Source organism: Seleniivibrio sp., from assembly GCF_021209385.1.
GTDB lineage: Bacteria > Chrysiogenota > Deferribacteres > Deferribacterales > Geovibrionaceae > Seleniivibrio.
On the sequence record NZ_JAJOIL010000037.1, the window covers coordinates 27,251 to 47,015 of the forward strand.

The window sequence follows — 19,765 nt, forward strand, 5'->3', positions numbered from 1 at the left end:
TTGAGCGCTCTGCCTCCCGTTACGTTTGTTCCGACACCAATAGGTAATCTGGGGGACATCACTCTGCGCAGTCTGGAAGCGCTGAAAGACTGCGACGTTGTTTTTGCGGAGGACACCCGCACGGCAAAGTCGCTTCTGAACGCTCTGGACATCAAAAAACCGGTGGAATCATACCACAAAGATAACGAAGTTCAGGCATCCGCAAAAGTGCTGAACACTGTCAGCGGCGGAAAGACAATCTGCGTCATCTCCGAAGCAGGAACCCCATGCATCAGCGACCCAGGCAATACACTCACATCAGTTCTTGTGCGTGAAAACGTAAAATTTCAGGCACTGCCCGGAGCAACGGCATTCGTCCCAGCACTCATGATGTCGGGCTTTGACATATCCGACTTCTATTTCCACGGGTTTCTACCGCACAAGCCCACAGAGCGCCTCAAAACGGCGGAATCTCTGACCATATACAACACTGTGATAGCTTTTTACGAATCCCCGCACAGGATAGAGGATACCCTTAAAACACTTCTTGAAGTATTTCCTGCACCGATATTCTGCGCGAGAGAAATAACCAAAATGTTTGAATCATCATACTTCATAAACAGCGAAGCGGATATTGAACAGATAGTCAGAAAAGGCGAATTTGTAGTCGCAGTGAACAACAGAAAGAAGGAATCACAGGAATCGCCCACAGACTGCGGAGAAACCGCTAAAAAGCTTATCAAAGCGGGCTACAGCTCAAAGGACACCGTGAATATCCTGAAAGCGCTCGGTTACAAGCGCAACGATGCCTACTCAGCGGTACAGGAGATTGTAGAATCCTGACAGGATAAAGAACAGAGAACCAGCCGCCATCAGCAAAAACAGGAATATCTTCTTACGTCTTATCAGCTTATGAGTTATCTTTTCCAGCGATGGTTTAACACCCTCCGGAACGCTTACACGAAGCATATTCACAAACTCTTCAAAATCCCCGTACAGAGATGATATGAAAACGAACTTGTGAGGGTCGGAAAGAATAAGTATTACCCGCCAGCGCAGATTGACAATGCCGATCTCCTCCAGTTCGGAGAGTTTTATACTTTTACAGCCCATCAGGTTTCTAAGACTGACCTCGCCGTTTTCAACACTTACGCGGCTGACCAGCATACTGGTCAGGTTATAGAGCAGAAAAACGGTCAGAACGGCACACACTGCGGCAGAACCGCCTGAACCTTCCCTTGTAATGAATGAGAATGAAAAGAACAGTGACGAAACAAAAAGGACTATCATTCCGTAAAGAAGTTTTCTGCTGATCTTATAGACCGTCAATGCTTATCTCCAATGGCAAATCGCTCAGGAAGTTTTTCTTCTGCTTTTCTATATCATTGATTGTGTTCAGTGTCATTTCAAAATTTTCACTGCGAAGCGCATAGACCATACGCACCTCTTTTCCGGTCATCTCCTGCGGATAGTTCTTCATATACTCGGATACGTTGTCCATCAGCCTTCTGCTGTTATAATTCAGCACGAAGTACATCAGTTTATAATAATCCGTATATCTGTCTGAAGCGCGGAGATTTGCAAGCGACGTATAAGAAGCTTCCGCGTTCACAAAGTCCTCTATCCAGAGGAAATAGTACAGCGACGCCTTATAAAGCTCTTTATATCTGATATCTATGGCGCTCATCTGCTGCAAATATTTAAGAGCATTAGCTTTATCTTTCAGCATTATGCTGTAGTAAACCATCTCTTTGAGAGCGGCTTTATCGTCTTTATAATCCGTAAAGTTGAAAACAGCAGGCTTTTTTCCACGTTTCAGAAGCGCGTATGACTTCATGAACTTATATGCCCTGTCGTTGATCAGCCCCATATCCACTGATGTGTTGAGACCTTCATCTGTCGCCGTCAGATCCCAGAGAACGCGTCCTCTGTAGATACTGCGTCTGTTGTTCAAAGGTGCAAGAGACTTATGTCCGCTGCCTGACATATAATCCGCGATTGCGTATATATTGCTGAAATAAGTGTTCTTATTCTTATAAGGTTCAAGGTCTGATTTCACTTTTTTGTACATACCAAGTCCGGTATCCGCCAGAAATGAAGAATAAAGTATCGGTTCCGGCAGATTCCGTTTTGATTCCACCGATTGAATGGCGCGGTCTCGCACTATGTTGTAATAGTCTGCGGGCGTTGTAGTCTTCGCCAAAAGGCGCATTGTCGCCGCAAGACCGAGGTATGCCGGAAAGTGATAGTTGTTTTGCAAAACAGCAGTATCAAAATATTTCGACGCAAGATCCGGTTCGCCGAGATTCATCTTCGCAAGCCCCATATTGTAAAGCGTATATGGGTTATTGTTCAGCATATCATTGGCTTTATTGAATTTCTCAAACGCTTCCTTAAACCTGTAGGCGAACATGTCCGCCACTCCGGCGTTGTTCATCTTTATCCCTTCGGAAAACTCAACAGAACGCTCAAGTTCCCGAAGAGCGCTTAATTTATTATTATCCTGCAGGAGCTTATAACCCATCGCCACGAAATTCATCATTTCAGAAGGTTCGATAAACAGCGGATAGAGCATGAGAGAAAGCATCTGCTCGTATTTCCCGTCGAACCTGTACGAGAAATCTATATCCTCCATCCTTGGAATGAGATGAAACTTGACGTTTGTAGCGCGGGAGAAAGCATCGCTCCGCTTCATCTGCTCAGCCACAGTCTCTTTCAATCCTTCCACATTGTTGGTATTGAAATACACTGCGGCGCGATACCAGAAATATTCAGGACGGGATTTACTTATCCTTTTGGCGTAGGTTAATACGTTGTCATATTTCTTATATTTCAGGTTTATGTAGGCCTGATAAATATAATAGTCGTTGTCGGTTTCCGGCGGGATATTTTCTATGAACCTTCTTGCAGGAACCATTTTATCTTTATAGATATAGTAAGCCACGCGGGCAAGATTCAGGAATGGTGAAGACCTGTCGGAAAGCAGCTCAGGTTCAACGGAAGATATATCTTCATAATATATTATCCTATGTTTCACAACCATGTATAGCATATCATCAGTTTTAAAACGTTCGTATGATGCGGTGGCAAGATTGCCGGCATCGGCTATCTCACCCATTCCGAGAAGTATTTCATATTTCAATCTGTAATATTCTGTTTTGTCCGGAAATTCATTGATAAGTGCGGTTATTTCCTTGTTAGCATCCTTATATTGCCCGTCCAGATAATGCGCTTTCGCGAGTCTGAAACGATATTCCTCAAGCGGATTCTTTTCAATAAGTTCCTTAAGAAGAGTTACAGTGCTTTTGTTGTCGCCCAGAGCGGCATAGTTCAGCGCGGCAAGGTTCACAGCCTCTTCGGTGCGGTAAAGCTCCATAGCTTTCAGCGCGTTGGCAAGCCCTTGCTGGTACATCCCTTCATTATAGTATGCACTGGCAAGGTTATAATAATCCGTATAATCCTTGTATTGCAGGTTTTCTAGGATAGCGATGCCATCTTTATACTCGCCGATGGTCATCAGGAAATATGCGTAGTTTGACTGAACGTATTTGGAGTGTTCGCCCTTTTTCATAGCCTCCTGAAAATATTCGGCGGCAAGTGCCGTCTCTCCGCGTTTCAGGTGTATGTTCGCCATGTTCACAAGCATCTTAGCCGTACTGGCATTATTATCTTTGAGAAGTCTGCGTACTATTTTTTCCGCCTCTTCCAGCTTTCCGGTCTGCATAAGGACAACGCCGAGGTTCATGTATGCTTCTTTGAAGTTCGGATTTTCCTGAACGGCCTGACGGAAAGCGTCTTCCGCCTTGTCGATATCGCCAAGCAGATAATAGCTGACGCCCATGTTATAAAAAGCGATGGAACGGTTCTGTGCCAACGCCTCACTGTAAAATTCTATAGCGTTATTGAATTCGCCTTTAAGGAAGAAATCGTTACCTTTAGTGATGTTTTCATTAGAGCTTATGATGGGTGAAACGATAGGCTGAGTATCGGTTATCTTCTCGTCCAGCTTCGGCTGGGGTTTGTCCTCTTTTGAACAGGAAAACATCAGCACAGACAGAAATACTGCTGCGATGATAACAACGCGGTACGGCAGACGCAAACGTGAAAACCTGTTTTTTTCCCTGTTCATGTCCGGCGGCATAATCCGTTATCCCTCCGGTACTTTATATTTTTATGAGGCAAATCCCGACTCCGTTCGGAAAACCTTCCGTGGTAGTTAAATCGGATATTCTGCCTAAAAGTTGATATCGTATTTAACTCATACAGTGTTATTATAAATTATATAAAATACTACTTAAAAAAAACAAACTTTAAACTGTAATCTATAATTAAACAGGGGATTCTAAATGTTCAAGAAATTTTTCCGTTATACCCAAAATAATTTTTTATACATTATAATAATTATATCTTTAATGCTTTTAATAACCGGACTACTTGGAAAATATCATGAACCTTCATCTGAGTGTGAATTTAAAATATTGTCATTGAAGTATTCGTATTTTGAAGCACTGTTTAATGCACTCGCATTTTGCGCGATTCTTCTTTCTCTAATATTGCAAGAGAAGTCAATAAAAAGAATTCAAAAAGAATCAACTGAAAAAGCATTTATGGGTATGTTAGAGAAGTTTAATGAAAGACAATATAGTTTCAAAATATCAATTAGTAACAAAGATACCACATCAGTTATAGATGGTTACAAAGCCTTGAGGCATTTTTGCAATGGAGAAATAGCCAACATAAATGGGCTATTTAAAAACAACCCAAATGAAATGGAAGCAAAGCAATCACTCGCAAAATACAGAGAAGCTATATTAAACTCTGAAACCCATGACTATCTTTTTGCAAATTTCGGAGGTCTATTATATTCGTTTGATTATGTTGAAAAAAATTTAAACAAACAAGATGCAGAAACTCTAATTAATTATTTTTTGAATCAATGACTCAAACAGATAAAGGGCTGCTTGCCTTATATATTTCAAGCACGCATTACGACAATCAAGAAAAATATGAGAAATACCTAGATAAAATCAATTTAGAACATTTTGAGCATATCCAAAGAGTAGTCGACGCTTACAATGTTTTCAGAAAATGCATGTTTAACAAAAAACCTATCTGACGGCTTCGTCAATGGCTTCGTTGGCAAGCCTGTCGGCTGTTTTGTTCTGCGCGCGGGGAACGTGGGTGAAAGTGACATTTTTTCCCGCAAGAACAGAGTCAAGCTCCTGTTTCAGCGGGATTATGTTCGGATGTTTCACTTTATATTCGCCCTTCATCTGTTTAACGACAAGTTCAGAATCCAGAAAGAAATTGATCTCTTTTTCATCTTTAACAAGAGGGCTTTTTGCAGCCTCGATAACGGCTGTGTATTCTGCGAAATTGTTTGTTGCCTGTCCGAGATATTTTTTACCGGTGTAAATCTCCACTCCGTCGGCATAGACAGCAAAACCGCAGGCAGCGTGTCCCGGGTTACCCCGTGACGCGCCGTCTGTGTATATATCAATTTTCGGCATTAGCATTTTCTTCTTCGGGAAGTGCGTAAAGGAATCGCTGACAGTTAGGACACTGGAGAAGTTCTTTCTCTTTCTTGACCTCAACATAAAGCTGGGGCGGAATTTTTATGCAGCAGCCGGTGCAGGTTTCGTTCTCAACGCGAACAACGGCGAGGTTGTGTCTTGCGTCTCTGATTCTTTCATATTTCGCGAGCATAGGTCTTTTGATAGCCTTAATTGCCTCCGCTCTTGCTGCCTTGTCTTCGGCAAGCCTGTTTATAAGCTCTGCGTTCTCCTCATCTTTCTGGGTTCTGGTGAACTCAAGCTCTTCTTTCATTTTTTCAAGCTTATCGATGACAGACTGATTTTCAGCCTTGTATTTGTCCACTGATTCAGAAAGCTCAGCAAGTCTGAGTTCTGATTCATAGACGTTCTTTTTAAGAGTGTCCATCTCTTTAAGCACAGCTTCGTATTCCTTGTTGTTCTTCACATCGGGAAGTTTTTTCTGTGCTTTCTCAAGGAGAACTTTGCCCTCTTCATAGGCTGTTTCCACCTGAGTTTTAGCGGCAAGATCCTTTTCATATTTTGCATTGAATTCGTCAAAAGCCGCCTGTGCTTTATCAAGCTCCGACTGCGCCTTCTGAACATACTCAGGCTGACCTGCGAGTTTTGCCTCCGCATCGGCAACCAGATTGTCCAGACGCTGAATCTCGATAAGCTGCGAAATGATCTCCAACATGTACTTTACCTCCAGTTGATGATAGGCGGTTCTTCGTCTATCAACACTGATTTTATATTAAACTTTACACTCAATTTCTCTGCCAGATACTTCATAAAAATCCGTTCGGTGTGGAAATGTCCGGCATCAACAATGGTTATGCCTGCCTCGCGGGCGTCAAGCGCCTCGTGATGCTTCATATCGCCCGTAACAAGGACATCTGCCCTGCCGATGCATTTTTTCCATACAGAGGCTCCGCTGCCTGTTACAACTGCAAAACGTTTAACCCTGCCTGAAAGATCGGAATTATTCACCCGGAGTGCGTCAGCACCGAGGACAAAACGCACATGGTCAAGAAAACGTGACATCGGCATAGCCGTTTCGTATGAAGCCACACGTCCAAGTCCGTATTCAGCGCCGCCGATAACAGGATAAACGTCATAAGCAACTTCTTCGTACGGGTGAGCTTTTATTACTTCTTTTATGAGATTGTTTACTTTTGATTTTTCGATGATGGATTCGATACGGTGTTCGTGGACTTCTTCCATTTCGCCGGGTCTGCCGATGAAAGGATTTGCACCGTCACAAGGTCTGAAACGTCCTGTTCCCTCTGCTGAAAAGGAAACGTCCGAATAATTTCCTATATTTCCCGCACCCGCCGCCGCCATGGCATCCCTGACAGCCTGAGAGTGCGAAACAGGCACAAAGACGACGAATTTCACCATTTCGATATGTCCCTCTGTTATGAGGTTCTCCTCAACTTTGCCGCCGAGAAGCGCACAAAGGTGATCGTTAAGGCTGTAATCCGCAAGATCGAGGCTTGTGTGGTGCGAAAGAACTGCGAGTCCGTTTTGAATAGCTTTAATAACTTTTCTGTCGAAAGGTTTGTCGAAGTTAAGACTTTTCAGTGAGCCAAAAAAAAGGGGGTGATGAGTTATCAGAACCTCACACCCCTCTTCTATTGCTTTGTTAATAACCTTTTCTGAAGGATCAAGTGCAAATGCGGCTTTAGTGATCTCCCTGTCGTCAGGTACAATCTGGTTCCCGCTGTTGTCCCAGTCATATTGACGGTCACGGTCAGCGATCCCCTTCTCCAAATAGTTTCGTAAATCTCTTATCCTTGCCACTTAGTCCTTTCTCTGTGATATTTAAAAGTTAAAAAAAATGGGCCAAGCTGGACTCGAACCAGCGACCTACCGGTTATGAGCCGGTGGCTCTAGCCAACTGAGCTATTGGCCCTTGGGAGTGATGTTTTTACTCGTAAATTACGGTTTTGTCAAGACTTTTATTCAGTAAAAGTTTTTAATATTCTGCTTCTTGTGGGGTGGCGCAGTTTCCTCAATGCTTTTGCTTCGATCTGTCTGATACGTTCGCGTGTGACATTGAATTTCTTACCTACCTCTTCAAGTGTATGGTCGGAGTCGCAGTTGATTCCGAAGCGCAGTTTAAGCACCTCAGACTCTCTGTGGCTCAAAGTTTCCAGTATCTGCTGGGTATGTTCCTTCAGCTTGAGATATGTCACCTCTTCCGAAGGATTTTTGGCGGATTTATCCTCTATGAAGTCTCCAAGGCTCGAATCCTCGTCCTCACCGATGGGAGTTTCGAGGGATACGGGTTCTTTGGCTATCTTCATAACCTTCTTGATCTTCTCAACAGGGATATCCATTTTCAGAGATATCTCCTCTGGCGTGGGTTCGCGCCCCATATCCTGCTGGAGCTGACGGGTTATTTTCATCATCTTGTTGATGGTTTCTATCATATGCACGGGGATACGGATGGTGCGCGCCTGATCTGCTATGGCGCGTGTTATCGCCTGACGTATCCACCATGTTGCATAGGTGGAGAATTTGTAACCGCGTTTATACTCAAATTTTTCAACAGCCTTCATAAGTCCTATGTTGCCTTCCTGAATAAGGTCAAGGAACTGGAGACCTCTGTTGGTATATTTTTTTGCAATGGACACAACGAGACGGAGGTTCGCCTCGATAAGTTTCGATTTTGCCGCTTCTGTCTCGGATTCGCCCATTACCAGGCTGTCATGTATAACGTCCAGTTCAGCTTTGTCAAAACCGAGCGAATTCATCGCAACATCATAGTTCTTTTTGGCATGTCTGAATTTCTTCTGAACGGTAGCGATGTCGTTAACGTTCATGCCGCGTTTTTCGCAGGCACATTTTATATCGTCCTCGCAGATGAGTGCAAGTTCTGGGTACTCTGTGAGTTTAACCAGACGGCAAAGCTTTTCAAGCTCTCTGGAACCGTCCAGAATGGATGAATAAGCATATTTAATATCGCCGGCTATATTGCATATTTTTGAATAATTAACTTTTATTTCAAGAAGCTTATCTGTGATATCGTCAACAGAATCGTGCATCGTCTGTTTAAGGGAAAGTATCTCGTCCAGACTAAGCTTATCCTCTTTGATCCTGTCGTTGATCATGATGTTCTGCTTAAGCTTGGATGCGATATCTTCCAGTATTGCGATATACTGTTCCTTGATCATGAGTTCTTTTTCGTCAACGGTTACGGCAGCCGCTTCAACAGCAACTTCCTCTTCCGTCTCTTCAGCTTCTTCTTCGTCTTCGTCCTTTATGAAATCATCGTCGCTGTCTTCAACAGGTTCGACGTCTTCATCAAGACTTCTTACTATCTCGGAATCAGGTTCATCGATATCCACAGGTTCGCTTTCAAGCTCATCCTCTATATCAATGATATCTTTAAGTCTCATGCTGTCGTTTTTGATACCTTCAGCAATCTCCATTATTTTTGCGGCTGTTTTCGGGTAGAGCAGAACTGCACGGAGAACTTTGCGCTGACCGTCCTCTATCTCTTTTGCAACTTCTATCTCCTCGTCGCGGTTAAGCAGAGGGATATTGCCCATCTCTTTCAGATAGAGCCTTACAGGGTCGTCGGTGCTTATGGTCTCTTCGCCGACGTCTTTCAGTATGCCGAAGGGCTCGTCCTCGTCGTCATCAATATCTTCATCAGCAGTGAACAGACCGGGTTTGTCCACTTTGCTGTCGATGACGTCTATCTTAAGCTGGGCGAGAAGCATCATGATTTCGTCAATGAGCTCCGTTGTAAGTATGTCGTCCGGCAAATTTTCGTTTATTTCATCGAAGGTGAGAAATCCTTTTTCTTTTCCAAGGGCAATAATGTTCTTGACTTCAGGGCTTTTAATCTTTCTCGACATCAGATTCAGTCCTCCGGGTTCCTTTTGCGCATCATGCGTCCTGCCTGCTCAAATCTTTTGATAGCAAGCTCACGCGCCTTCGCCCCGCCATCGGAGCTTTTAATCTCTTTCGACAGGGAGTCCATAACCGAGTTTGAAATCAGCTTTTCTCTGGTAGCTGCCGCCAGTCTGTAGATATCGGTGTCGGGCATTTTAATGACCGCCTCCGAAAGTTCGCTGCCCACATCGGGTGAGCACAAAAGGACACTGATATTATCACCATCACGCAAAACATCAAGCACTTTTTTGTATATATCCGCCAGAATTTTATCGTGAAAAAACTCCGGCATAATATTCTCTGTCTGCATGAGTGCTACGTCTTCGGGCAATTTAAACAGCGTTGCGATAAACTCGCGTTCATATATATAGGTAGCGGGACGCCTGCCATTTTTTACAGGACGCCTGCTGACTATTTTTAAACTATTATTTGCGGCGGAAAGGTCAATATCCTTTTTCAGCATTTCTTTACCTACATTAAATATCTCCGCCAGTTTTTCAGCATAATGTTCTTTTCTATAAGGGCTTTTAACCTTTGTAAGCATCTGCTTCATCCGCTCAAGATTTCTCAAACGAGCGTTCATGTCGTCTGAATTTTCTATCAGCGTTTCGGCTGTGAAAACAAACAGATCCTTTCTTGAGGCAAGAAGCGCCTCAAAACCTTCCGCTCCCTCTCTGTCAAGGAACGTATCGGGGTCGTCCTCTTTCGGCAGAAAGATGACCATTGGAAAGCTGTCCGCCGCCACAAACAGGTCAAGACTTTTAAGCGCGGAATTATATCCCGCCTCGTCACCGTCATAGAGCATGTATATATCGTCGGTAAATCGTTTCAGTAAAGAAACATGTTCGGACGTAAGCGCGGTTCCCATTGTGGCAACGCAATTACCGAACCCCTTATCATACAGACGCATTACGTCAAAATAACCTTCAACAATAAGCACATGTCCTTTCTTCCGGATATGTTCCTTCGCCAGATCAAGATTAAAAAGCACTCTGCGCTTTTTAAATATCTCGGTCTCAGGCGAATTTATATACTTAGGCATCTGCCCCGTAAGTGTTCTGCCGGAGAAAGCAATTGTTCTGCCCGTAACGCCCCGCACAGGGATCATGACCCTGTCGAAAAACATCAGGCGCATACCGTACTGCCCTTCTTTGAAAAGCCCTGAACCTAGAAGTACGCTTTTGTCATATTTGCGGACATATTTCTCGGTGTCAAACTTCTGGGGGAAATAGCCCACCATGAACTTTTCCAGAAGCGTGTCGGAGAAATTTCTTCCTTTCAGATAATTGAGAGCTTCCTTGCCGATGCCTGAATAAAGGTTTTTCCTGGCGTCAAGCACAAGCTCCTCGTGCAGAGCGGCGATGTCCTTTGCCGTCTGGCTGACCTCCGCCCCTTCATATTCTATGGTAACACCATACCTGTCCGCCAGAAAGCGCGCCGCTTCCGGAAAGGGCAGGTTATAGTAATTCATCACAAAAGATATCACGTTACCGCCTGTCCCGCACCCGAAACAGTGGTAAAAACCTTTGTCGGGATGAACGTTGAACGAAGGGGTCTTCTCCGAGTGAAAGGGACAAAGCCCTTTGAAGCTGTTCCCCATCTTTTTCAGAGGAACAACGTCATTAATTATCTCGTAAATATCGCTTGCTTCTAGTATTTCGTCTATTTTCGATGATGGTATTTTCATTAGTTAAATCAAGATAGCTCCGTAGTGCATACTTATATTGTATAGACAAAGAATCAAATATCAAATATATTTTGCCCATGCTGTCAATTAATAATTTATCAGTCGAACTTAAAAGCTCTGACAACCCTTTTATAATCCTCCGCGATATTTCATTCAGCCTGAAAAAAGGCGAGATACTGGGTATCGCCGGCGAATCAGGCAGCGGAAAAACCATCCTTGCAAAGACCATACTGAATCTCATCAGAAAACCCGTCGTAAAAACGAACGGAAGCATCTTTCTTGACGGCAGGGAACTTAAAGATGAAAAAGATTTCGCCGCAATACGGGGCGAAAAGATATCCATGATATTCCAGAATCCCACAGGCTCATTGAATCCTGTTTTCACAGTGGGCGCACAGATCACGGAAGCCATACTGACGCATAACCCGAAGATGCAGAAAAAAGAAGCATTGGATAAAGCCGTAGCTCTGCTTACCGAGGTAGAGATACCACATCCCGCGGAACGGATGAACTCCTATCCCCATCAGCTTTCAGGCGGCATGAACCAGCGGGTTATGATAGCAATAGCGCTTTCATCCGATCCAGAAATTCTCATTGCCGACGAACCGACAACTGCACTTGACGTAACTATTCAGCAGCAGATACTTCTGCTGATAAAAAAACTGAACCGCGAAAAGAATCTTTCCGTTATTTTCATCACACACGACCTCGGACTGCTCGCCAGAATAGCCGACGAAAGCTACATTATGTACGCGGGAGAGATGATGGAGCGCATAACAAGCGCAGATATGGAAAACGGCACTATGCGTCACCCTTATACAAGAGCGCTGAAAGCCTGCGTTCCGGTTATCGGCGATTCGCGGGAGTATCTGAACACTATCAAAGGTACAATAACTTTTAACGGACACGCTTTCGATTCAAAGTGCGTATTTGCGGACAGATGTGAAAGAAAAACAGAAAAATGCCTTACGCAAAAGCCTGAATTCAAAGACGGCTTTTCCTGCTTTCATCCTTTCTAAACCTAAAGACTGACTTGTCTTTGCGAGGAAACCAAAGGTTGACGAAGCAATCTTCCACGTATAATAACGTGTGCGAAATATTTAAACTTTAATACTCTTCCACTTTCCGGTTCTGAAACGAACCAGCAGTATAGCAGCTCGCACAACGGATTCTATCATCGCCACAAGATATACCCAAACGGAATTGGTCACATAATATGTAAGAAGCCATGCGGGAAGTATGCGAAGCCCCCATAGCGAGACAGCGTTTATGGCGAATGTCATGTTAGTATCCCCTGCCCCGCGCAGACTGCCGGAAATAACAAAACATACGGCAAGAGGCACCTGTGAAACGCCCATAATGCGCAGATACCAGGCAGCGTTTTCCAACGTTGCCTGATTGTTGGTGAATATACCGGCTATGGCATATGGAAAAGCGGTCATCAGCAGCCCCAGTACGCCCATTATCACCGATGCTGATATAGTAGCCGCGTATGCATCCTTCTCAGCCTCGTCGGGATTTCCCGCTCCAAGCCCCTGCCCCACCAGCGCCATGCTGGCAAATATAAAACCCACGCCCGGCATGAACGCCAACCCTTCGATGCGCAACCCGACCTGATAGCCTGCCAGAGCGTCAACGCCGAATTTAGCTACCAAGGCAGACAAAACAAGGTATGACGGATGTGCGACAATACGTTCAAGCCAAGCCGGAACAGCAACCTTTATTCCACGCTTAAGGATGCTCATATCGAACGACGGGATTATCTTTATATCTTTGCTGAAAAAATAGCAGATAAAATATATGGCAAGCTGGTAATAGATAACGATAACAGTGGCGAGGGCTGCACCCTTTATCCCCATAGCGGGAAATCCGAAATGACCGAATATCATCGCCCAGTCGAGAAAAACGTTCAGAATATTACCTGAAATACTGATATAAAGCGGTATCTTTGTCTTACCGAGCGCATTTAAACCGCTGAACAGAACCCCCTGAATAAACATGGCTGGAAGAGCATACGAATAGGTAGAAATATAGACAGTTCCTTCACGCACAACGTCCTCGCCTGTCCCCAGAATCTCGAACAGAACAGGAGAGTAAAACAGACAGAAAACCATAAGCGGCAGGGAAATGATAAATGAAAAAAGTATCATTACATAAACAGTCTGCCCAGCTTTATCCATCTCTTTTGAGCCGTAGAAGCGGGATACCAGAACGTTTGTGCCGACATAAACCAGAGACATGAATGCATATAAAAGTGCCGTATACTGCATACTCACGCCAACGGAAGCAAGGCTCACCGCCGATATTCGCCCCACAAACAGCATATCGATCATCGACTGCACCATATTCATAAGGTTATGGAAAGCAGAGGGAAGGGATATGGAAAGCACCCTGCGGTACCTATCATTAATAAGAATCATAAATTCCTCATACGCCGTATCTTTTCGCTATAACACTAAAATATACACTAATACACGAGAAAGCATATTGCAATAAATCTGTTTTGCTTTTACAATAACTCTAAATAAAATAGCATCTCATTACATAGGTTAAGCGACATGATAGGTAAATTTTTCAATAAAAAAACTGCCGCAGAAAAAGCCAAGGATCCCATATCTATCTATGTTAATAAGCTGTGTGATAATTTTGCTAAAAATATAACACTGGATGAAAGTATTGAAAATACTGTATTTTCAGTTGTTGACACAGAGACCACAGGACTTGACCTCACCACTGCAAAAATAATTAATGTCGCTGCTGTGAAAGTGCAGAACTTTAAGATAATAGACTTCTATAACTCATTCATAAACCCTGAGATTCCCATACCTGTGGAATCTATTAAATGGCATAACATCACCGACGAAATGGTTGCGGACAAACCCACTGCCGGAGAAGTTCTGCCGGATTTCATAAACTTTGTCGGCAGTTCCGTAATAGTCGGACACCACATAAATTTCGATTTAAAAATGATAAACAAAGAGCTTGATGACTGCTACGGCTGTGCAATCCACAATCAATGGCTGGACACAATGTTCATCTATTCCAGAGCCATAAGGAAAAAAGAGGAACATGTGAGCCTTGACCATCTCCTTGAAAAATATAAGGTTGTCTGCAACGGACGCCACACAGCCCTTGGTGATGCACTCGCCACAGCGGAAGTTTTCGCTAAAATGATAAGCCAGGCAAGAAACGATTTTTCATCTCTTAAACAACTTATAGAAAGCCAGAAAATGATTATCGGTTAGTAATTGGCATTTGCGCTAACCTTGGCGTTGACTGTCGATGTTAACTATTGTATTCTTTTTTTATGACTGATTTCAGACTTAATGTCTTAAAAGAAATACTGAACAACTACGAAAAATTCTTTATCCACCTGATGCCGCATCCTGAGCTTATCATTGGTTCACGCGGTCTGATCGGCGAGGAAAAAAAGAACGGCATAGTACTTGTTTTCAGCTCATATTCATATGACAAACTCGACATGGAAGACAACAGCATCACAGTTAACATGAAATTTTCGGGAAGCTGGGAAAGCCTTTACATACCCATAGATGCAATCAGTGCTATCTTCAACGATCCGGTCAAGCCTGAATTCATGTTCAGCTTTAAACCGCAAAACAGAAAAAATGCCCCGAAACCTGTCGAAAGAGAGGAAGAAACAGAAGATTCAGACGATTCGTCAGAAGATGCGCCCTCTTCCGGCAACAACGTCATACAGTTCAAACGCAAAAACTGACAATTTAACACGAAATACCAGACTGCTTCGTCACCTTGTTCCTCGCAGAGACCGAAGTTTGTCCTGTCTTCGCGAGGAGTATAAACGACGACGCGATCTGCTTTCATCTCCTTCCTGAAATCTAAATACCTGTTTCCTCTATTTCGGGACTAACCGTTTTATACTGAGGCATTACCATGCCCACAGTTGCATTGATATATGTCGGGTCGGCTACAGTATATTTTTTGCCTTTATATGGAAGATATGCTCCGACGGTTTTGTCACCCATATCAACAGCAGTTGCAACGTGGTCGGGATAATTCAGAAGCACAACGTCTTTTTTCAGCAGTTTTTCAACGAGATATGCAAAGAATATACTTCTGTCTTCGCAATCGCTGTAGGGATAATAGATTATCTCTTCCGCATAGAAGGATTTTTCTTTACCGAACTGCTGGTCGTCAGTTTTGTAGGGGAACGCGGTCTGCACAAAGCGCAGAAGGATATTTATGCTCTCTTCCGTGGATTTGCCCTGAATTATGGTTGTAAGAGTCGGCAGAACCGTTTTATCGACCCACTGAGGAACAGATGCGGAAGTATAAACAGGCAGATCGGTCTGCGGGAAGGATGTCAGATAAGCAATGTCATATTTATTCGCCACAGCTTTTACGGTATATTTGTTCCTGTCGTATTCAAACGTAAGATCTCTGTCGAAACGCGCAAAAGAAAGCTTAGGCTGTTTCATTCCCGTAAAACTTACGGATTTAGTAGCTGTAGGATAGTTGCCTTTATAGGTATAAAGCGGGTCTGTTGATGTGCTTATCTTTTCCAGTGTATTCACCAGGTAGAATTTTTTATTATCGAATGTATAGAAAGAGATATCGTACAGGCTGGCATCGGCAGGCAGCATCAGTTTCGTATAGCCTGATTTGGTATATCCCAGTTTCGCATTATAGCCGCTTTTCACAAGGAAAAACCACGCAAGCATCTTCTGTTCCGAAGCATCGAACATCAGTTTTGAAGTGAACCTGTCTACAAGCATGACGTATCCCCAGTCACTCAGGTTTGCGTCTTTTGCTGTTTTATCAAGAACTTTGAGTGATTTGCCATAATCGGCAGAAGCCACAGACTCCCACCATTTTGCTACATTATCGGAAGATATCGGCTTCTGTACGCTTGTTTTAATTTTTCTGTCGTAAGGTATTCTGACACTGAGACCGAAAAATGTCAGATCAACTGTGTCCCCTTCCTGAACAGGAGCATAAAAAGGTGTAGGTTCAGGAATTTCGCCGCTGAAAGACGGCTGCGGTTCTTTCGGTTCTGCAGGCTCCTCTTTCGGCTTAACTGTCGGTTTCGGAGTTTCTGCTTTCGGCAGTTCTTTGACAGGTTCCGGTTTCGGTGCAGGCACCACAACAGGAGCAGGCACAGGCTTGGGAACGATTTTTACAGGTTCGGGTTTAACTTCCGGTTTTGTCACAGGCTGAACAACAGGTTTCGGTTCCTCATACTGTTTAACGGGTTTCTGACCTTTATATTCTTTCCACTGCTGTTTCAGAAAGGCGGAAAACTGCCTGTCCATCTCGTCCAGATAGTTTTGATATTCACCCATAACAGACTTTCTGTAGTCTTCAAAACTGCCGGCAGCATAAGCATGGGATATCAAAACGCACGACAAGGCGATCGTAAAAAAAACTTTCATATCCGTCTCCCTGAATTTTATACCACCAATATACAACGCATGGGCTGACGTTTCGAGGGAAAAAGAACATTAAAGGGAAATTAAAGAAATAGAGCGCCCCCGCAAAGATTTGCAGGGGCGTATCATTATCAGTTGAAGTCTACAGAAAGGATCTCATATTCAATATCGCCGCCGGGTGCCTGAACGACAACCTCATCGCCAGCTTTCTTGTTCACAAGAGCTCTCGCAAGGGGCGACATGATGGATACGGTACCTTTTGAGATATTAGCCTCGTCGGGACCGACTATCTTATATTTTTTCTTTTCGGAAGTTTCCACATTCTCAATAACCACAGTGGCTCCGAAAACAATCTTTTCACCGGAAAGCGCAGTGGTATCAATAACCTGAAATCTGCCCATTTTGCTTTCAAGCTCGGCAATACGCGCTTCGATCATACCCTGACGTTCTTTTGCAGCATCATATTCGGCATTTTCGCTGAGGTCGCCGTGGCTTCTCGCCTCTTCGATAGCGAGAACAACCTCTTTTCTATCAACAGACTTGAGTTTTTCCAGTTCTTTTTTAAGTGTTGCATACCCTTCAGTCGTGATCGGGATTCTTTCCATCCTTGTCCTCCGAGACTTTCCTACCGGTTACGAAGCTGCTAATATACCCGTCCTTCAGCCTTATTTCAAGCTCATCTTGCAAACGCACATCAAATACGCTGCTGATAACTTTCTTGTTCAGCGTCACCCGTGCGTAACCTTTTTCCAGAAGATTGTCGGGATTAAGCGTGTATAGCTTCGCCATCAGGGGTTCAAGTCTAGCTTTGTTTTCCGCCGTCCTTCTCTGCACAGAAACAGACATTCTGCTTTCCAGCCTTTCAACGGCGTTCATGTATTTTTCAGCACTCCTAATAGGGGAGAGCAATGAAATCCTTGCGTTAAGCCTGTCCGCCCGAACAGAGGTTCTGTTCAGATTTGCAAGCGTTTTTTCCCGCATAATAGACAAAAGACCGTCCAGATTTCTGCGGTCTTTTTGCGCCCTTGCAGCGGGCGACAATGAATGTAGTATACCAGTAAGTTCGGATAAATGTATGTTTTTTTTATTTATTATTTCTTTTATCTCAGACATCAATGATTTACCAAGAAAAGCCAGCCTCTGCCTGTCTCTGTTTATCCTGTGCAGAGGTGATGCGGCTATAACGCCGGCATGAAGCATGTCAAGTCTCTGCACCTGCTGATAAAGCCTGTTAAGCGTCAGTTCCGCCATACGCTTTCTGTGACTGTCGATATCCCGCACGGCGTTCACATACCCTGCGGAAAGCTGAGCCGCAGCCGCTGTGGGTGTCGCGACCCTGACGTCTGCAACAAAATCACATATGGAAAAATCACGCTCGTGTCCTATGGCGCTGACAGTCGGCACGGCGCATGCAGACAACGCCCTTGCCACCTGTTCCTCGTTGAACACTGCAAGGTCTTCCAGAGAACCGCCGCCGCGCATAAGCACAAGAACGTCATATCTGCCTGTCATAGCTCCTGCGGTGTTAAGCGCTTTTACGATGGGCGCAATGGCATCTTTGCCCTGAACAGGCACAGACCACACATCCACGGCAAAAACGCCTCCTGTGTTCTTCATTGTGACCAGAAAATCCTTAATAGCGGCTCCGGTGGCAGATGTCACCACAGCAACCCTTTTAGGCAGAACGGGGACGGTCTTTTTGCGACTCTCATCAAAAAGTCCTTCCGCTTCAAGTTTACGTTTGACCTCTTCAAAAAGCTTCCAGAACAGCCCCACGGAATCGTAATCCATCCGTTTCACCAGAAGCTGATAGTTTCCGCCCGCCTCATAAACCGTAAGCTCGCCAATCGCCTCAACACTGTCGCCGTTTTTGGGATTATAGTCCCGCATGGTCATAGCGGAACCTTTGAACATAACGCATTTTATCTGTGATTTTTCATCTTTCAGAACAAAATACAGGTGTCCGGCAGGAGATACTGAAAAACTGGATATTTCGCCTTTAACTGCGATATTGTCTTTGAAGGTACCCTCAAGAAGCTGTTTAACAGTCCTTGTGAGTTCCGTGACGGTATACTTATTCATTTGGATTTTTCTGATTTTTTCTCAGACTGTTTGTCTTTATGCTCAAGGATATAGAGGTCTTCATCCTGTTTTTTCATATTCAGGTCTTTTTTGATGAGCATTTCAAGGTAGTCTTTGTCTTTACGCACAAGATTAAGCTCATCCGTAAGGTCTTTGACCTTCTTGTCGGTCTCTTCGATACGCTTTTCATAGGACGCACGGATAGAGGCAAGTTCCCTGTATTTCAGGATGCCGTTGTGTCCGAACACCATATAAAAAATCAGAACGCCTATTATGACGACAAAAACTATGTTGGTCTTCATTTAACGCCTGTCGGGTCTTTTCTTTTCCTGAATTATACCACAGGTTTCAGGCATTCCTATACGCTGTTCGAGAATTTTTCTGGCTTTTTCAAAAAAACCTAAGACAAAATCGAACTGATAGTCCTGAAACGTCCATTCAAGTGGTACATACGAACCTTTTCTGCGGTAAAGCTGCAGATCGCCATAGATATTATCGCGCAGATATATTCTGTGGGTAAAGTTCTTTGTACTTGCTGCAATAATTTTTTCCATGGCAACATAACCTGGGTCGATGTTGATAACCCTGTGTTTGCCTATGGCGAGCGAATCTTCTATGCTCACCGCATGTATCTTATAATCCGGCAGATTGTCGGGATGTTCCACAAGATCGTAGAGCGCAAAATATTTTGCGAGATTTGCGCCCATCTCCGGTTCATAATAGGAGGTGTGCGAAAAATCGAACTCCGCAGACTTAAGGATAGGATCCCCGAAAAGAGGACGAGCGAACTCATCAGGGTCTTTTACATGGTCTTTGCTGTAAAGAACCGCATTAAAGAATATGACCTTTCCGGTCTGCCTGAATCCGCCGCCTGTAACCATCAGTTCATTTCGAGTTCGAGGATTTCCTCAGAAGGCTCAATTGTTGAGATAGCGTGTTTGTAGATCATTTTCTGAGATTCATCTTTCATAATAATCACAAAGTTGTCGAACCCCTTGATAACGCCTTCAATCTTAACGCCGTTGACAAGATAAACTGTCATCGGTATGCGTTTTTTTCTAAGGTGGTTCAGGAACACATCTTGAATATTGATTTTCTTGCTCATTACGAGCCCCCTAAAAACAGAAAAATAAGTAAAATTGTGTTAACAATATTTTATACTTTATCCAAAA

19 protein-coding genes and 1 tRNA gene are annotated in these 19,765 nt (G+C 43.9%); 5 read left to right on the top strand and 15 right to left on the bottom strand.

Annotation, left to right across the window (positions count from 1 at the left end):
• Entirely contained in the window at positions 1–822 is an 822-nt protein-coding gene (gene rsmI, locus LRY47_RS12280) for a 16S rRNA (cytidine(1402)-2'-O)-methyltransferase (protein WP_295225865.1), read from the top strand.
• Here rsmI and LRY47_RS12285 read toward each other — a convergent pair.
• Together LRY47_RS12285 and LRY47_RS12290 are read right to left on the bottom strand one after the other, a co-directional pair.
• Positions 793–1,308 carry a hypothetical protein gene (locus LRY47_RS12285; protein WP_295225867.1) on the bottom strand — a complete coding sequence of 172 codons (516 nt, stop codon included), beginning with the start codon at positions 1,306–1,308 and terminating at the stop codon, positions 793–795. The genes rsmI and LRY47_RS12285 overlap by 30 nt on opposite strands.
• Positions 1,295–4,120 carry a tetratricopeptide repeat protein gene (locus tag LRY47_RS12290; RefSeq protein WP_295225869.1) on the bottom strand — a complete coding sequence of 942 codons (2,826 nt, stop codon included), beginning with the start codon at positions 4,118–4,120 and terminating at the stop codon, positions 1,295–1,297. The genes LRY47_RS12285 and LRY47_RS12290 overlap by 14 nt, the downstream gene beginning before the upstream one ends.
• Positions 4,121–4,325: 205 nt before the next feature.
• Here LRY47_RS12290 and LRY47_RS12295 point away from each other — a divergent pair, with 205 nt between their 5' ends.
• Positions 4,326–4,919 (top strand): hypothetical protein, encoded by a 594-nt coding sequence (locus tag LRY47_RS12295; protein ID WP_295225871.1) that lies wholly within the window; start codon positions 4,326–4,328, stop codon positions 4,917–4,919.
• Positions 4,920–5,087: 168 nt separating this feature from the next.
• Here the strand turns inward: LRY47_RS12295 and LRY47_RS12300 are convergent, their stop codons facing one another.
• The 6 genes from LRY47_RS12300 to dnaG form a co-directional block, all read right to left on the bottom strand.
• Complete coding sequence (locus LRY47_RS12300) at positions 5,088–5,489, bottom strand: ribonuclease HI family protein (protein ID WP_295225872.1); 402 nt, start codon at positions 5,487–5,489, stop codon at positions 5,088–5,090.
• Positions 5,476–6,207 (bottom strand): C4-type zinc ribbon domain-containing protein, encoded by a 732-nt coding sequence (locus LRY47_RS12305; protein WP_295225873.1) that lies wholly within the window; start codon positions 6,205–6,207, stop codon positions 5,476–5,478. The genes LRY47_RS12300 and LRY47_RS12305 overlap by 14 nt, the downstream gene beginning before the upstream one ends.
• 5 nt (positions 6,208–6,212) lie before the next feature.
• On the bottom strand, positions 6,213–7,313 hold the full coding sequence (locus LRY47_RS12310; RefSeq protein ID WP_295225875.1) for a Nif3-like dinuclear metal center hexameric protein: 1,101 nt from the start codon (positions 7,311–7,313) through the stop codon (positions 6,213–6,215).
• Positions 7,314–7,351: 38 nt separating this feature from the next.
• A tRNA-Ile gene (locus tag LRY47_RS12315) sits at positions 7,352–7,425 on the bottom strand.
• 46 nt (positions 7,426–7,471) lie between these two features.
• Positions 7,472–9,379: an RNA polymerase sigma factor RpoD gene (gene rpoD, locus LRY47_RS12320; RefSeq protein WP_295225877.1), complete on the bottom strand. Its 1,908-nt coding sequence runs from the start codon at positions 9,377–9,379 to the stop codon at positions 7,472–7,474.
• Between the two features lie 5 nt (positions 9,380–9,384).
• Positions 9,385–11,103, bottom strand: a complete 1,719-nt coding sequence (dnaG, locus tag LRY47_RS12325; protein WP_295225879.1) for a DNA primase — start codon at positions 11,101–11,103, stop codon at positions 9,385–9,387.
• Between the two features lie 77 nt (positions 11,104–11,180).
• Between dnaG and LRY47_RS12330 the strand changes: the two genes are divergently transcribed.
• The gene (locus LRY47_RS12330) at positions 11,181–12,122 is read left to right on the top strand and encodes an ABC transporter ATP-binding protein (RefSeq protein ID WP_295225881.1); all 942 of its coding nucleotides are present in this window, start codon (positions 11,181–11,183) and stop codon (positions 12,120–12,122) included.
• Between the two features lie 81 nt (positions 12,123–12,203).
• Here LRY47_RS12330 and LRY47_RS12335 read toward each other — a convergent pair whose 3' ends face one another.
• Complete coding sequence (locus LRY47_RS12335) at positions 12,204–13,523, bottom strand: MATE family efflux transporter (RefSeq protein ID WP_295225883.1); 1,320 nt, start codon at positions 13,521–13,523, stop codon at positions 12,204–12,206.
• A 138-nt stretch (positions 13,524–13,661) separates the two neighbouring features.
• Between LRY47_RS12335 and LRY47_RS12340 the strand changes: the two genes are divergently transcribed.
• Together LRY47_RS12340 and LRY47_RS12345 are read left to right on the top strand one after the other, a co-directional pair.
• Complete coding sequence (locus LRY47_RS12340) at positions 13,662–14,348, top strand: 3'-5' exonuclease (RefSeq protein ID WP_295225885.1); 687 nt, start codon at positions 13,662–13,664, stop codon at positions 14,346–14,348.
• 62 nt (positions 14,349–14,410) lie between these two features.
• Positions 14,411–14,839 (top strand): ClpXP protease specificity-enhancing factor SspB, encoded by a 429-nt coding sequence (locus tag LRY47_RS12345; RefSeq protein ID WP_295225887.1) that lies wholly within the window; start codon positions 14,411–14,413, stop codon positions 14,837–14,839.
• Positions 14,840–14,960: 121 nt separating this feature from the next.
• Here the strand turns inward: LRY47_RS12345 and LRY47_RS12350 are convergent, their stop codons facing one another.
• From LRY47_RS12350 to hfq, 6 genes are all read right to left on the bottom strand, one after another.
• A complete protein-coding gene (locus LRY47_RS12350) occupies positions 14,961–16,514 on the bottom strand; it encodes a hypothetical protein (RefSeq protein ID WP_295225889.1) in 1,554 nt (517 codons plus the stop codon).
• A 128-nt stretch (positions 16,515–16,642) separates the two neighbouring features.
• Positions 16,643–17,116, bottom strand: a complete 474-nt coding sequence (gene greA / locus LRY47_RS12355; protein ID WP_295225891.1) for a transcription elongation factor GreA — start codon at positions 17,114–17,116, stop codon at positions 16,643–16,645.
• Complete coding sequence (gene xseA / locus LRY47_RS12360) at positions 17,091–18,593, bottom strand: exodeoxyribonuclease VII large subunit (RefSeq protein ID WP_295225893.1); 1,503 nt, start codon at positions 18,591–18,593, stop codon at positions 17,091–17,093. The genes greA and xseA overlap by 26 nt, the downstream gene beginning before the upstream one ends.
• Entirely contained in the window at positions 18,590–18,895 is a 306-nt protein-coding gene (locus tag LRY47_RS12365) for a septum formation initiator family protein (RefSeq protein ID WP_295225895.1), read from the bottom strand. The genes xseA and LRY47_RS12365 overlap by 4 nt, the downstream gene beginning before the upstream one ends.
• A complete protein-coding gene (locus tag LRY47_RS12370; protein ID WP_295225897.1) occupies positions 18,896–19,474 on the bottom strand; it encodes a DUF4416 family protein in 579 nt (192 codons plus the stop codon).
• The gene (gene hfq / locus LRY47_RS12375; protein WP_132873300.1) at positions 19,474–19,698 is read right to left on the bottom strand and encodes an RNA chaperone Hfq; all 225 of its coding nucleotides are present in this window, start codon (positions 19,696–19,698) and stop codon (positions 19,474–19,476) included. The genes LRY47_RS12370 and hfq overlap by 1 nt, the downstream gene beginning before the upstream one ends.
• Between the last annotated feature and the right edge of the window lie 67 nt (positions 19,699–19,765).

Excerpts from the sequence above, each read along its gene's own strand:
- LRY47_RS12290 (WP_295225869.1), bottom strand. The coding sequence starts at position 4,120 with ATGCCGCCGGACATGAACAGGGAAAAAAACAGGTTTTCACGTTTGCGT.
- LRY47_RS12295 (WP_295225871.1), top strand. The coding sequence starts at position 4,326 with ATGTTCAAGAAATTTTTCCGTTATACCCAAAATAATTTTTTATACATT.
- LRY47_RS12300 (WP_295225872.1), bottom strand. The coding sequence starts at position 5,489 with ATGCCGAAAATTGATATATACACAGACGGCGCGTCACGGGGTAACCCG.
- LRY47_RS12305 (WP_295225873.1), bottom strand. The coding sequence starts at position 6,207 with ATGTTGGAGATCATTTCGCAGCTTATCGAGATTCAGCGTCTGGACAAT.
- rpoD (WP_295225877.1), bottom strand. The coding sequence starts at position 9,379 with ATGTCGAGAAAGATTAAAAGCCCTGAAGTCAAGAACATTATTGCCCTT.
- dnaG (WP_295225879.1), bottom strand. The coding sequence starts at position 11,103 with ATGAAAATACCATCATCGAAAATAGACGAAATACTAGAAGCAAGCGAT.
- LRY47_RS12330 (WP_295225881.1), top strand. The coding sequence starts at position 11,181 with ATGCTGTCAATTAATAATTTATCAGTCGAACTTAAAAGCTCTGACAAC.
- LRY47_RS12335 (WP_295225883.1), bottom strand. The coding sequence starts at position 13,523 with ATGATTCTTATTAATGATAGGTACCGCAGGGTGCTTTCCATATCCCTT.
- LRY47_RS12340 (WP_295225885.1), top strand. The coding sequence starts at position 13,662 with ATGATAGGTAAATTTTTCAATAAAAAAACTGCCGCAGAAAAAGCCAAG.
- LRY47_RS12345 (WP_295225887.1), top strand. The coding sequence starts at position 14,411 with ATGACTGATTTCAGACTTAATGTCTTAAAAGAAATACTGAACAACTAC.
- LRY47_RS12350 (WP_295225889.1), bottom strand. The coding sequence starts at position 16,514 with ATGAAAGTTTTTTTTACGATCGCCTTGTCGTGCGTTTTGATATCCCAT.
- greA (WP_295225891.1), bottom strand. The coding sequence starts at position 17,116 with ATGGAAAGAATCCCGATCACGACTGAAGGGTATGCAACACTTAAAAAA.
- xseA (WP_295225893.1), bottom strand. The coding sequence starts at position 18,593 with ATGAATAAGTATACCGTCACGGAACTCACAAGGACTGTTAAACAGCTT.
- LRY47_RS12365 (WP_295225895.1), bottom strand. The coding sequence starts at position 18,895 with ATGAAGACCAACATAGTTTTTGTCGTCATAATAGGCGTTCTGATTTTT.
- LRY47_RS12370 (WP_295225897.1), bottom strand. The coding sequence starts at position 19,474 with ATGGTTACAGGCGGCGGATTCAGGCAGACCGGAAAGGTCATATTCTTT.
- hfq (WP_132873300.1), bottom strand. The coding sequence starts at position 19,698 with ATGAGCAAGAAAATCAATATTCAAGATGTGTTCCTGAACCACCTTAGA.